Origin of the sequence: Acinetobacter haemolyticus (assembly GCF_900406815.1) — a bacterium.
GTDB classification, from domain to species: Bacteria; Pseudomonadota; Gammaproteobacteria; order Pseudomonadales; family Moraxellaceae; genus Acinetobacter; species Acinetobacter haemolyticus_A.
This window is the reverse complement of sequence record NZ_OVCN01000030.1, coordinates 1-14,273: the sequence shown is the minus strand read 5'-3', so window position 1 is coordinate 14,273 and position 14,273 is coordinate 1. Positions and strand designations below refer to the sequence as shown.

The following is a 14,273-nucleotide window of genomic DNA, read 5'->3' as shown; positions in this document are numbered from 1 at the left end:
CTTATTAGATTACATTTCTTAATTACTCCTATACCTCCAAAACAAATTACTCACAAAAAGGAAACCTTTCTAATTATTTTTTTAATAGATATTAGGAATTCAAACTCAAGGAGTATATCGGCATGAACAGTACTAATAAAGATTATCAAGAGTTAAATCAGTTACTTAAAGATATTAAATTTGCAATGATTACTTTTATAACTGAAGAGGGTCATTTGCACTCTATTCCGATGACAACACAAAATAGTGAATTCAATGGAATCGTTTGGTTTTTGGGTTCAAAAAAATCAGAATTAGTAAAAAATATCCCTTACAACCCTCAAGTTAATTTGGGATATAGTAATCCTAGCAACAATGACTATGTGTCAATCAATGGGATAGCTGAAAATGTGGTAGATCCTGTCATACTCGATGAAATTTGGTCACCCGCCTATGAAGCATTCTTCGAACATGGAAAATCAGATCCAGATATTCAATTAATTAGAGTCGTTTGCAATGGAGCCCAATACTGGAAAGGTGCTGGCACATTGGCCACTTTATATAAGCTTGCTAAGGCCTCTGTCACTGGTGATACAGAAGAACTTGGAAGCACGAAAAATATTTCATTATAAAATAACTTGCTAAAAACCCATTAAAAGGAATTTTTAAACTTATCTTTTTAATGGGTTTTTTAATCTTTATTTAATTCTGACATATGAATGTTTCGTAAATATATTCGAGCAATTTGATTAAAAATTAAACTGCCATTTTACGACATTCTAATGCACAGCGTTGGCACGCCTCAGCACATTGTTGGCAGTGAGTTGATGTATGTTTTGAACATTCTGCGGCACAATATTCGCAAATGTCAGCACACAGACTGCAAATTTCACTAAAAAAAGCGGATCCTCTTAAGTCTGTTCTCGCACACAACACACAAATATCAGCGCACTCCAAACATCTCTTGATACATTCATTCATCATGCCTTCCATGCCACTTTCTTCAAGACAAGCAGAGGCGCATGTGGTGCATGTCATTGAACAATCCATACAAGCTTTACTACATACTGAAAATTCAATTGGATTCATTTGTGGTCTCCCCTCAAATAAAATTGATTACCTATCAATTTATTCAGGTAAATACCATCGAACTAGAAACATTCAGTTATTAAAAGTAAGAAATGTAGAGTTTGGGTTAAATCGAAATAATGATAGAAAAATGGAACCAAAGGTTCTTTATAATTAAAAATCCCAGATATGTATCTGAGATTTTTAAAATAAATATAGTCGTGAGTAGCAATTATTTTTAGAAAAAATTACTCATCACTCATTGAGCATTCAAAATGCGTTGGTTGTTTTGAACAACGTACTTGTTTAAGTAGCTTCATCATTTCTTTATTATAATAACCCTCTTTGGTCATTTGAATACGCGCTTCACGCATTAACCGCATATACCCTGGTTTATCGCTTTCATGAATATTCATCCAATATTTTTCAGGAATATCTTTTTCAATTTTATCCACAAAATCAAAAGCAGGTTGTAATTGCTTAGAAATAATCTCGCGCGCAATCGGTCCCATTCCCGCAGGGAACTTATTTTTATGCATGATTAAGGTTCCTGTTACCTGAACCACAGGAAAACGAATAATCGCCCCTGTCACCTTACCCGATTTATCAGTCATACCCTTATGTAATTCTAAAGGATCAAATAAAATTGCAGGGCCAGCAATAATTTCAACTTCTTTATTATTAAATTTTGGTCCAACTGTCGCCAAATCTACTGACACAGGCTGTGCACCAACATTTTGGGCTAATTTCTTTTGTGTAGGATCAAATGAGAAAACTGCAACTTTTCTTCCTGCTGCTTTTGCCAACGTGTTGATATTACGGTCACTGACCATAATATAAGCTGCACCAAGCGGTACAATTCCTACAACTTCATAATCTTTATTCACCATTTTTTCGTCAAATTTTGGATCTGCTAACAACTGAATCACTGAGGTTAATTGCTTATAGTTTTGCAGTGCTCCAATCGCATCAATACTTCCAACAAAAGAGTTGAACTGACGTGCCCTTAAATTACTAATCCCAGCTCCATCACAACGTTTACTACGGAAATCCTCAGTCAATACGCCTTCATTGGTATACACTTTGAGCGTTACCATCGTAGAAGCAGTTTGCTTTAATTTAGGATAATCAATATCAATTTTAAGTTGTAAATTGGAAGGTCGAGTGATGTTCATATTGACCCCATACTGTTTTGCGATTCGCACAATACGCGGTAACTCACTCATATAGCTGGTAGCTTGCTGGAAAGCCTCACCATGCTCACCATTAGGTGAGTAAACACATAAGGTCACTTGTTTTGGGATTTGCTGCCAAATTTTAGGGTCATTTAACAAAGTTTTGATTTTATTCTGCGAGTGTTGAGACAATGTCAGATCTAACTTCTCGGCTGGTGCTGCCTGAACAGGCGTGGCAAGAAATAACGAAGCTACCAACGTAGATGTAAAGGATATAGATTTGAACAAATTCCCCAATTTCAATTGTTTTTGTTGTTTAAACATTATTATCACTCCTGTGAATTATTTTTACCTTACGTAAAACCCCCGCAAATAAAATTGACCTGAGTCGTTTTGATTCAGTCAAAATAGTCAAAAAAATCTATAAAAAAAGCTGCAGATCTATATCACGACAGCTTTCCTATTTTAAAAATTATTAATTTATGAACGATTTAATCTTAGCGCATTGACGACAACCGATAAGGAACTTAACGACATCGCAACAGCGGCAAACATCGGTGTAAGTAACAAACCTGTTAATGGGTAAAATAATCCTGCTGCAACAGGCACTCCCAAGCCATTATATACAAATGAGAAAGCAAGATTTTGCTTCATATTTTTCACACCAAGTTTTGCCATATGAACCGCATGTGCAACGCCCTGAATATCTCCTTTTACCAATGTTACTTGAGCAGTTTGTTTAGCAATATCTGTCCCTGTCCCCATCGCAATACCCACATCAGCTTGCGCAAGCGCAGGTGCATCATTGATACCATCACCAGCCATTACGACAACCTTCCCCTGAGCTTGCACTTGTTTCACAATCTCAAGTTTTTGCTTTGGATCACAATTTCCATAAACCTGATTGATCCCGAGTTGCTCTGCTACCATCTGCGCATTTTTCTCATGGTCACCAGTTGCCATAATGACACTAATACCATCCGCATGAAGTTGATCAATCACTGCTTTCGCATTTTGTTTAATTGCATCGTGAATCGATAAATAAGCAATCACCTCATGTTCAGACATCAGGAAACTAATAACCTCGCCTTGTGATCGCTTCTGATCAAGTTCCTTGGTTAAACTTTCGTTAAAAATTAAACCGAGTTGATCCACAAGTTTTTGGCTACCAATGTATAAGGTCTTACCCTCTATCTCTCCTTTTACCCCAAAACCCGTAACATCCTCGAAATCCATAACATTCAATAATTGAGTAGGTTCGACCAATTTGGTGAGTGTCTGTGCAATCGGATGTGTTGAATATTGTTCAATAGATGCGATCCACAATTCAATTTGCGATTGGGTATATGTTTTAGACAATGGCTGAATGTTCTTTAAACTTGGCTTTCCTTCAGTTAATGTCCCCGTCTTGTCAATAATAAGTGTAGTGACTTTACTCAAGGCTTCTATCGCTTCAGCATTTTTGAACAAAACACCTTTCTGTGCAGCTCGACCCGTTGTTGCCATCACAGACATCGGTGTTGCCAAACCTAAGGCACATGGACATGCAATAATCAGAACGGCAACTGCACACATTAACGCTAAATCAAATTGGGCTTTACCAAATATCATCCATGCAATAAATGTCAAAACACTAATCGCGAGAACCACCATCACAAAATATTTTGCTACCACGTCAGCAATTCGTTGCAAAGGTGCTTTAGAACGCTGGGCATCAGCAACGGTTTGAATCATTTTTGCCAAGGTTGTATTGGTACCTACAGCCGTTGTTTGAATTCGAATCGAACCTTGTTGATTGATAGTTCCACCAATGACTTGATCATTCTTTTCCTTTTTCACAGGTACAGGCTCACCTGTCATCATGGATTCATCAACATAGGTTTTTCCATCAATCACCACACCATCCAAAGGAATTTGTTCACCTGAGGATATTTGCAATACATCCCCTTGTTTGATCATGGCTATATCCACATCAACCACTTGATCATCTTGAACTAATTTTGCTTTACTCGGTTGTAAGCGTAATAAAGCTCTTAATGAATTTGCTGTTTGTGAACGCGCTTTCAGTTCTAACACTTGACCTAATAAACTTAATGAAACAATCATACAGGCAGCTTCATAGTATACGGCCACACCATGCCCTGTTTTTGCTTCAACGGGTATCAATGAAGGGAAAATGGTTGCTACGACACTATAAATAAATGCAGCAAGTACACCGACACCGATCAAACTCCACATATTGAGATGTCCAGTTTTATAGGACACCCAGCAACGTTGTAAAATTGGATAACCCGCCCAAAGGACGACAGGTAAACTGAGAATTAATTCAATCCACGGCTGAATATGAGGAGAAATAAAAGCATGAATATGCGATCCCATGGCCAAGATCACAACCAATAAACTTAAAGGTAAAGTTGTCCAAAAGCGTTTGCTAAAATCCACCAATTCAGGATTTGGACCCTCATCTAAAGTGGGTTGCATTGGCTCTAATGCCATACCGCAAATCGGACAGGTTCCTGGTCCTTTTTGTACAATCTCGGGATCCATTGGACAGGTATAATCCATATCCATCGCACCTTCAGGCACAGGACGCTGATGTAGTGGAATGAGATAAAATTCTGGATCATTTTTAAATTTTTCTAAGCAAGAGGGATTACAGAAGTAATAAGTCTTACCTGCATGATCTGTTTTTAAATCGGTTGTTGTCTTAACAGACATACCACAAACAGGATCAATCTGTGTCTCTCCATCTGCAACTTGATGTGCATGTCCACCACCACAACACGCAGATTTTTTCACTTCTGCTTTCGTCGGCTGTGATGGCGTTTTTTCCGCACAGCAGGTACTTGCCTGAGTTACATTCGGTTTGGGTGCACAACAAGAAGCAGTTTCTGCCTTATTAACTGTAAGTTCTTCTTTCTGAGGATCACAACAGCTTGATTGCTTTTGAGGCTTTTCTTCGGAACAGCATGATGATGCATTATCTAGTTTTAAGTAATCTTTTGGGTTCGTACTAAATTTCTGTTGACAACCAGCCGAACAAAATAAATATCGAATATCTTGATAATCAAAATAATGTTCAGATGTTTCAGCAACATGCATCCCACATACTGGGTCAATATATTCATAAACAATTGCTGACTTGTTACCCGAACAACATGATGAAGATTGTTGATGTGCCATTGCTACACCTATCTTTTATTTTCTGATAGGTTTAGGATAAAGTCTGTACCTAGGTACAGAGTCAAGCAATTTTTAGCATTTTTTGAGGAACAACAAATGAACCTCACTATAGGTAAACTGGCTAAAGCATGTCAGTTAAATGTTGAAACGATTCGGTATTATCAGCGGATTGGTTTAATACGTATCCCTGAAAGCACACAAAGCTATCGGTATTACCATCAACAAGATGTAGAGACATTGAGTTTTATTCAGAAGGCAAAAGATGCTGGTTTACAACTCAACGAAATTAAAGAGCTGCTCACCTTAAATTTAGAGGATCGTGTTGAAGTACGCCATGTAATAGAACAACGCTTGAATAAGATTGATGAACGTATCAAAGAACTACAAGGACTAAAACAGCGTCTTGCAACTTGGTTAGATGAATGCAAAACCACAGAAAATGAATGTTGTCCTATTTTAATAGAGCTGAAGAAATCAATTTGACTTCTCAAATATGATAAGCATCTAAACATAACCTGAATAAGATGCTTATCTTTTAATTATTTAAACAAAAGACCAAATCACATTTTCGTCTTGCTGTTTTAGTACAAAACTGATCTGCTGATCATCTTCTACAACAATATGTTGATTTGAGAACATTTTTACTTTTAATAATGTGTCATTTTCATAGACTAAATCATTTTTGCCCTCTTTTGTTAAGATAAGCGTTTGATCTAGAACAATTAGATCTTTTGATTCCAACATAACTTTCCCCTTCAAAACAGTTCTGCAATTTTTGTGCATGTCTTTCAAGTCAGTCACAACTGGATAACATTCATAAAATTGACGTCTAAAGATTTAAATCTACTGGGAACTTTAGATCATTTCTCGATCAATTTCGCTTTTTTTGTAGGACAGTTCTCATAAAATTTAATTTTTGTATTAATTTGCACGGTTTGTTGAGGTTACATGAAATTTTCAGCTTTTCGTTGTATCGGATAACTGACATCCATTTTTAATGCTTAATTCCTAAGATAAACCACTGATAAAATCAGTTTAGGATACAATTGAGAAACTTTTAATAGAGGTACTTTAAGTTGTTGCTACGAATACATCTTTCGATGTAGGGCAATACTCACTGGAAAATATTGACAAAGAATTGGGACACTAAATCGGTTATGATCCTTCTAACAAAACGACTTACTTAACAGCATGAGCCAAGACCTGATTACGCTAAGAAAACAGCTCCGCTTAAAAAGAAGAAACCTCTCTCACTTTCAACAGAAACAAGCTGAGCAACGAGTTTCGAATCAGCTTCGACGATTCAGTACATTTCAATCCGCAACAAAAATTGGTTTGTACTTGCATGCATTTGGTGAAATTCATACACAAAAATTATTAGAACTCTGTTTTAGAAACAGAAAACAAGTTTATCTCCCAATGATTTGTAATATGAATCAAAAATTGGTTTGGGTAAAAATCAGCGCCAATCAATATAAAAGCAAACGTTTTTCCCATCACCCTCTTGGCATGAAAGAACCCATGGCGAGTCGTGGTCAACCAGTATCAAATTTGGATTTACTGATCATGCCTCTACTTGCTTGCGATCATCTTGGTACAAGAATCGGTATGGGAGGAGGTTATTATGATCGAACTTTAGCCACAGCACCACGCCAACCTTTTCGTCTAGGTATTGCACATTCATTTCAATATATTGATCAGACCATAACTAGACAAAAATGGGATCAGCCGCTGGATGCTTTAATCACCCCGACACAAAAATATTTTTTCAAACGTTAAATACATCTTCTTTATAGAATTTCGCCCAAATCCCGACCAAATTAGTCTTTTTTTTATATTTTCTAATTAAAAACCCTTGTAATTTTAAAAATGCACATCACTATAAAAACATGGCAACACCGTTGTCACTCATTAGGAGTGCCCATGTCTGAATATATTATGAATAATGAAACTAACTTAGAGCCGCAGGTTCCAAGTGTATTACCACTATTGGCGTTACGTGATGTTGTGGTTTATCCACACATGCAAATTGCGCTTTTCGTGGGTCGTGAAAAATCGATCAATGCAGTGGATGTGGCTCGTAACAGTGACAATTTAGTATTTGTAGTTGCGCAAAAAGATTCGCTTACAGAAGAAATTGATCACGATAATCTCTATCAATATGGAACCGTGGCTAAGATCGTACAGGTTGTTAATCATGAGAATGATGAAAACTGTATTAAAGTGCTGATTGAAGGCTTACACCGTTCTAAACTCGAACGCATTATTGACGGGGAAGAATATTTAACTGCTGAGCATAATCTCAGTCCGATGACGGTTGCATTGGATCAAGAGACTCAAGAAACTCGCTTGAATGAATTACGTACCCTATTTGCTCAATACGCTGAAGCAAAATTACGTAATGCGCGTGAGTTGGTTGCAGCCGCAAATAAAATCGAAGACTTATTACAATTGATGTTCTTCGTTGCGACTCGTGTGCCTTTAAATATTGAAGTGAAACAAAAATTTTTAGAGCACGATGATTTTGAAGCACATTTGCAAGAGTTAATGAGCTATTTGATGAATCAATCTGCCGAACAGCAAATTGAGCAAACGCTACATGACAGCGTAAAACGTCAAATGGAAAAGAATCAGCGTGAATACTTTCTCAATGAAAAAATGAAAGTTATTCAACGTGAACTCTCGGATATGAATGGCGGCGCTGAAGATGATGTTGCTGAAATCGAGAAACGTCTTGCTGAATCAGACTTACCTGAGCATGTACGTAAAAAGGCTGAAGCTGAATTCCGTAAACTAAAAGCAATGCAACCTGCTTCAAGCGAAGCAGCTGTGGTGCGTAACTATCTAGAAGTGATTTTAGATACACCTTGGAATAAGGCAAGCAAAGTCAGTATTAATCTGGCAAAAGCACAAGAAATTCTCGATGCTGATCATTATGGCTTAGATGATGTCAAAGATCGTATCGTTGAGTATCTTGCAGTTCAGTCTCGCGTGAAAAAACTCAAAGGTCCAATTCTATGTCTAGTGGGACCTCCAGGTGTAGGTAAAACCTCGCTTGGTGAATCGGTTGCTAAGGCGACAGGTCGTGAGTTTGTGCGCATGGCACTCGGTGGTGTTCGTGACGAAGCAGAAATTCGTGGTCACCGTCGTACTTATATTGGTGCGATGCCAGGTAAAATTGTGCAGTCTTTAACCAAAGTTGGTGTAAAGAATCCATTATTCTTGCTCGATGAAATCGACAAGATGGCACAAGATTATCGTGGCGATCCTGCATCAGCTTTGCTTGAGGTTCTTGATCCATCACAAAACAGTAAGTTCAACGATCATTATTTAGATCTTGATCTTGATCTTTCAGAAGTAATGTTTATCTGTACAGCCAACAGCATGAATATTCCTGAAGCGTTACTGGACCGTATGGAAGTGATTCGTCTACCGGGTTATACCGAAGATGAAAAAGTAAATATTGCTGAGCGTTACCTTGTTCCAAAAGCAATCAAGAACAATGGTCTACGTACCAAAGAGTTAACCGTTCACGAAGAAGCGATCCGTGACATCGTGCAACGTTATACTCGCGAAGCAGGTGTGCGTAACTTAGAACGTGAAGTATCTAAAATTGCGCGTAAAGTTGTAAAAGAGGCAGTAAGTAAGAAGTCTAAAAACTTACAAATTGAGGTAAACTCTGCCAACCTTCCAACATACTTAGGTCCACACAAGTTTGACTTTGGTATGGCAGAAGAAGAAGCGCAAGTCGGTCGTGTAAATGGCTTAGCTTGGACTTCAGTGGGTGGTGAGTTATTGACGATTGAGGTTGCTGCAGTAAAAGGTAAAGGTAAATTCATCACTACGGGTTCACTCGGGGATGTGATGAAAGAATCTATTACAACTGCGATGACTGTGGTACGTACTCGAGCAGATGAATTAGGTATCGAATCTTCTCGTTTCGAGGAAACCGATGTCCACGTTCACTTACCTGAGGGAGCAACACCGAAAGATGGTCCATCTGCTGGTTTAGCACTCACCACTGCCCTTGTGTCAGCATTTACAGGTATTGCAATTCGTCCTGACATCGCCATGACAGGTGAAACTAGTCTCGGTGGTCGTGCAATGCGAATTGGTGGGTTAAAAGAAAAACTTCTTGCAGCACATCGTGGCGGTATTAAGTTAGTGTTTATCCCACAGGATAATGTTCGTGACTTGGACGAGATCCCAGCCAATGTTAAAGAAGGTTTAGAAATCAAAGCGGTGAAAAGCATTGATGAAATCTTGCCTCTTGCATTGACGGATACACCTAAGCCTTTGCCTAAAACACCGATTGTAAAACCAGTCGAAGATGCAAAAGCTGCACGTCACTAATCATTTATCTACGAAAAAGAGAGCTACGGCTCTCTTTTTTTGTTACATAATTTGGTTGAAAAATAACCTGCATATTGCATAATAAAATAGAGTCGATAAAAACAAAGGTTAAATTTGGCTCATATGCAACTCATTTTTTAGTATCATCCGAACTCCAGACGGATGATACTTTGATCGCAGCTCATACGCGTTTTGAGCTGCGTTTTTTATGAACAAGATAACTCAATAATTTGTATTTTTTATGACAAGATAAACTGGTGTATCCCCCTAGGTATGGTCGCAAGCTTTATAATGCACTTAATTCTATAAATGAAACGAAGCTATGAAAATTCGTATTCTGACCATTGGTCAAAAAATGCCTGCATGGGTGATGACTGGATTTGAAGATTATTTCAAACGCATTCAACCTTTTGTACAAACACAAGTTGTTGAGTTGCCGATGGCGAAACGAGGCAAAAATGATTCTGAAGCAGATATTTTAAAATACTGCCAAATCGAAGGAGATAGTATCTTAAATGCGATTAAACCCAATGAAATTTTAATCGCACTAGAAGTGGGAGGACGTGAATTAAGCACTGAAAAGCTCGCAGATACCATGAAACAATGGATGCTGGAAGGTAATGATATCGTGCTAGCCATAGGAGGTCCCGATGGACATTCTGATGCGGTCCGCAAGGCAGCAGCTTGGCATTGGTCGCTGTCAAAGCTCACTATGCCCCACCCAATGGTACGTATTTTACTAATTGAACAATTATATCGGGCAATGAGTATTAATCATAATCATCCCTATCATCGAGCCTAATCTAAAACAGTGTTCTGGATATAGAACAACCTGTTGAATCCATCGACTTTTAAATTGTGCTTAGATTTGTCACTATAAGTACATATTTCCATTCAGGTGCCCGATTATGAATCTGCAAACATTACCAGGGTTATTTATTTCTCATGGTTCTCCCATGCTTGCACTTGATCCTGAACAAGTTGGCCCAGCTTTACATCGTTTGAGTCATAATCTTCCGAAACCAGAAGCAATCGTTGTCATGTCTGCACACTGGGAAAGTCAGGCTTTAGAAGTCAGTACATCAACGCGCCCACAAACTTGGCATGATTTTAGAGGCTTTCCTCCCGCCTTATATCAAATTCGTTACCCTGCCGCTGGTGCACCTGAAATGGCTGAAAAAATACTGGCATTATTTGCGGAAGCTGGCATATCGGCACATGCAAATAGTACTCGTCCCCGAGATCATGGTGTTTGGATGCCTTTATTACATATGTATCCAGACGCAGATATTCCCGTGATTGAAATTTCACTTCCGATCTCGATGAGTTCCGATGATATTTATAGAATCGGTCAGGTTCTGGCACCTTTACGGGAACAACAAATTTTACTGATTGGTTCAGGTAGTATTACGCACAACCTTGCTGAACTTTCATGGCAAGCCGATGCGGATGTCCCACTGTGGGCGAGTGCTTTCCGCAATGCGGTTGTAAATAAACTTTCCCATCAAAATTATGATGCAGTTCTAGATTGGCCTTCACTGCCTTATGTACAGCGCAACCATCCTACACTCGAGCATTTTGCACCGCTTTTTTTTGCGATGGGAACTGGTAAGCGCTTTAACATCGTTCACAGCAGTTTTTCTATGGGTTCCTTAGGAATGGACATTTATCGTTTTGATTAGCCCATAAATCAGACTAATTATTTGGCTCTACTCTTGAACAATTACTCTAAAAAAGTAGATTTTTATGGGACTTAATCCATTAAAACTCCTATATTTTTATTGTATTTTACAAATTGACACATTTAACGAACTTAATGCATAAAGTGCTGTCATGCGCTTCTTTTAAGAATACTTTAAGCTAATAGCTGCTATTTTTTATGTGTTGTTTACAAAATGAAAATCAAATACTTAATCCTTGCTTTACTCCCTTTTTCTTTGATGGCATGTCAAACGGTACAAAATGTTGCAGACCATGTAAGCACTGAAGTCAACACTGCTGCTGCAAAAAAACTTACTGATTATCGCTGGACTTATCAAGCATCGACAGCCTCAAAACCATTGGTATTAAACTTTAATAGTGATCAACAACTCTCAATTCAAACAGGTTGTAATGGTCAAGGGGGCACTTGGAAAATCGAAGGCGGAAATACCCTTGTAACTTCTGCATTGGTATCCACAATGATGGCATGTTCAGATGATTTAATGCAGCAAGAACGTTTATCAGCGGATATTTTTAGTGAGAAAAAAGTACCGTTCCAAGTCAGCACAACAGATAACCAAGCGATTTTGACTGTAACCGACAGTAAAGGTCAAAAACACGTATTTACAGGTGTTAAGATGACTGAAAGTAAGATTTTGACGAACTATACTTGGTCTTATCAACCTACTGAAACCAAAAAACCTATCGTTTTAAGCTTCTTGGATAATAACCGTTTATCAGTAAACACAGGTTGCAATCGTCAGAATACCTCTTGGAAAGTGGAAAATGATGTGATTGTTACAGGTGATATGACATCTACGCTTATGGCATGTGAACCTACACTGATGAAACAAGAACAATTTGCTGGTGATCTATTACAAAAACGTCAAATTCCATTTGAAATGAATGTAACCAACTTAGATCAACCGACTCTAGTCGTACGTGATACAAAAGGTCAAGCATATACATTTGTTGGTAAAATGACACCTGAAGCAAAATACCAAACTGAACCGAAGACCGTATTCTTAGAAATTGCACCAGAAACGAAATCATGTGTTGGCGTAGCACCACAAACTTGTATGCAAGTTCGTGAAATTAAATATGACGACAAAGGCATCAAAACTTATGCTGATAAAGACTGGTCACTTTACTACGGTGAGATTGAAGGTTTTGAACACAACCCAAATCAGCGTGTGATCGTTCGTGTTAAGCGTTTTGAAGTTAAAAACCCAGCAGCAGATCAATCGAGTCTAGCTGATGTATTAGATATGGTGGTTGAACAAGAAATAGTTAAAAAACCTTAATACATTGTTATAAACAAAAAGATCTGGTGTTCTCACCGGATCTTTTTATCTATTCAAACCCGACTTAATAAATACCTTGGGCCAAAATTGCATCAGCAACTTTCACAAACCCTGCAATATTTGCACCGTCTACATAATTCACTGTACCGTCTTCTTTAGTTCCATATTTCAAGCAGTTAGCATGAATATTTTTCATGATCGCATGTAATCGCTCATCCACCTCTCCATGTGTCCAACCAAGACGTAATGCATTTTGTGACATTTCAAGACCAGACGTCGCAACGCCACCTGCATTGGAAGCCTTACCTGGAGCATAAAGAATTTTTGCGGTAATGAATTTTTCTACTGCATCTAATGTGCACGGCATATTTGCACCTTCAGCCACACAGATCACGCCATTTGCAAGCAATAGCTCAGCATCTTTTTCATCTAATTCGTTTTGAGTTGCACATGGCAAGGCAATATCTACAGGAATGTGCCAAGGTGTCTTACCTTCAAAATATTCAAAACCGTGTCTAGAAGCGAACTCAGAAATACGTCCACGCTTAATATTTTTAAGCTCCATAACTTCTGCCAGTAATTCGTCGGTAAAACCATTTTTTAAATACACTGTACCGTTCGAATCTGAAAGCGTTACGACTTTTGCTCCTAAAAACATCGCTTTTTCTGCTGCAAACTGAGCGACGTTACCTGAACCAGAAACAGAAACTGTTTTACCAGTGAAATTGTCACCTCGGGTTTTAAGCATTTCCTCAGCAAAATAAACTGCACCATACCCTGTAGCTTCAGGTCGCATGAGGCTTCCACCAAATGAAACGCCTTTACCAGTAAACACACAAGCTGTATCGTTACTGAGCTTTTTCATCATGCCTGCCATGAAACCTACTTCACGACCACCCACCCCAATATCCCCAGCTGGAATATCGGTATTGGGGCCTAAATGACGATATAATTCGATCATTAAGGCTTGGCAAAAACGCATAATTTCAGCTTCTGACTTTCCCTTTGGATCAAAATCCGAACCGCCCTTTCCACCACCCATGGGTAAAGTAGTTAAAGCATTTTTAAAAGTTTGTTCAAAGCCTAAAAACTTTAAAATCGATAAATTCACCGATGGGTGAAAGCGCATGCCGCCTTTATATGGACCAATCGCTGAATTGTATTGAATACGGAAAGCACGGTTTACATGAGTTTGACCTTGATCATCCATCCAAGAAACTCGGAATTGAATTGCTCTCTCAGGTTCCACCAAACGCTCCAATAAACCATATTGAGCATATTGGGGATTTTTCTCAATAAACGGCCACAAGCTCAGCATTACTTCTTCAACAGCTTGTAAAAATTCAGGTTGATCAGGATCTCTCGCTTTCACATAAGCTAGAAAGTCATTTAAGCTATTGTATTTCAACATTCACCCCCGAGTAAGTGATTTATATTGGTGCGAAAAATGCACCGTTATAGAATATCTCATACAATCAATATAAATTACTATTCCACTTTTTTACTATAC

Annotated in this window: 12 protein-coding genes; 7 read left to right on the top strand and 5 right to left on the bottom strand. The window is 38.3% G+C overall.

The window, feature by feature from the left end; genetic code table 11:
- The first annotated feature begins 122 nt into the window (after positions 1–122).
- Positions 123–611, top strand: coding sequence for a pyridoxamine 5'-phosphate oxidase family protein (locus DK207_RS15250; protein WP_109441930.1), 489 nt, complete (start codon positions 123–125; stop codon positions 609–611).
- A gap of 124 nt (positions 612–735) precedes the next feature.
- Here DK207_RS15250 and DK207_RS16000 read toward each other — a convergent pair whose 3' ends face one another.
- The 3 genes from DK207_RS16000 to DK207_RS15235 all read right to left on the bottom strand — a co-directional run bounded on the left by DK207_RS16000 (position 736) and on the right by DK207_RS15235 (position 5,405).
- Positions 736–1,068, bottom strand: a complete 333-nt coding sequence (locus DK207_RS16000; RefSeq protein ID WP_109441929.1) for a four-helix bundle copper-binding protein — start codon at positions 1,066–1,068, stop codon at positions 736–738.
- Between the two features lie 227 nt (positions 1,069–1,295).
- Positions 1,296–2,546, bottom strand: coding sequence for a putative solute-binding protein (locus tag DK207_RS15240; RefSeq protein ID WP_171293706.1), 1,251 nt, complete (start codon positions 2,544–2,546; stop codon positions 1,296–1,298).
- Positions 2,547–2,702: 156 nt separating this feature from the next.
- Positions 2,703–5,405, bottom strand: coding sequence for a heavy metal translocating P-type ATPase (locus DK207_RS15235; protein ID WP_109441928.1), 2,703 nt, complete (start codon positions 5,403–5,405; stop codon positions 2,703–2,705).
- 96 nt (positions 5,406–5,501) lie between these two features.
- On the opposite strand from DK207_RS15235, the gene DK207_RS15230 reads away from it, so the two are divergent.
- Entirely contained in the window at positions 5,502–5,888 is a 387-nt protein-coding gene (locus DK207_RS15230) for a MerR family transcriptional regulator (RefSeq protein ID WP_109441927.1), read from the top strand.
- A gap of 60 nt (positions 5,889–5,948) precedes the next feature.
- On the opposite strand, the gene DK207_RS15225 is transcribed toward DK207_RS15230, so the two are convergent.
- Complete coding sequence (locus DK207_RS15225) at positions 5,949–6,149, bottom strand: hypothetical protein (RefSeq protein ID WP_109441926.1); 201 nt, start codon at positions 6,147–6,149, stop codon at positions 5,949–5,951.
- A 447-nt stretch (positions 6,150–6,596) separates the two neighbouring features.
- Between DK207_RS15225 and DK207_RS15220 the strand changes: the two genes are divergently transcribed.
- The 5 genes from DK207_RS15220 (at position 6,597) to DK207_RS15200 (ending at position 12,763) form a co-directional block, all read left to right on the top strand.
- Positions 6,597–7,184: a 5-formyltetrahydrofolate cyclo-ligase gene (locus DK207_RS15220; RefSeq protein ID WP_109441925.1), complete on the top strand. Its 588-nt coding sequence runs from the start codon at positions 6,597–6,599 to the stop codon at positions 7,182–7,184.
- A 144-nt stretch (positions 7,185–7,328) separates the two neighbouring features.
- The gene (gene lon, locus DK207_RS15215) at positions 7,329–9,758 is read left to right on the top strand and encodes an endopeptidase La (protein ID WP_109441924.1); all 2,430 of its coding nucleotides are present in this window, start codon (positions 7,329–7,331) and stop codon (positions 9,756–9,758) included.
- A gap of 322 nt (positions 9,759–10,080) precedes the next feature.
- A complete protein-coding gene (rlmH, locus tag DK207_RS15210) occupies positions 10,081–10,560 on the top strand; it encodes a 23S rRNA (pseudouridine(1915)-N(3))-methyltransferase RlmH (protein WP_109441923.1) in 480 nt (159 codons plus the stop codon).
- Between the two features lie 106 nt (positions 10,561–10,666).
- Positions 10,667–11,440, top strand: coding sequence for a DODA-type extradiol aromatic ring-opening family dioxygenase (locus DK207_RS15205; RefSeq protein WP_109441922.1), 774 nt, complete (start codon positions 10,667–10,669; stop codon positions 11,438–11,440).
- 213 nt (positions 11,441–11,653) lie between these two features.
- Complete coding sequence (locus DK207_RS15200) at positions 11,654–12,763, top strand: META and DUF4377 domain-containing protein (protein ID WP_109441921.1); 1,110 nt, start codon at positions 11,654–11,656, stop codon at positions 12,761–12,763.
- 64 nt (positions 12,764–12,827) lie between these two features.
- Here DK207_RS15200 and gdhA read toward each other — a convergent pair whose 3' ends face one another.
- Positions 12,828–14,174, bottom strand: coding sequence for an NADP-specific glutamate dehydrogenase (gdhA, locus tag DK207_RS15195; protein WP_109441920.1), 1,347 nt, complete (start codon positions 14,172–14,174; stop codon positions 12,828–12,830).
- Positions 14,175–14,273: the final 99 nt, after the last annotated feature.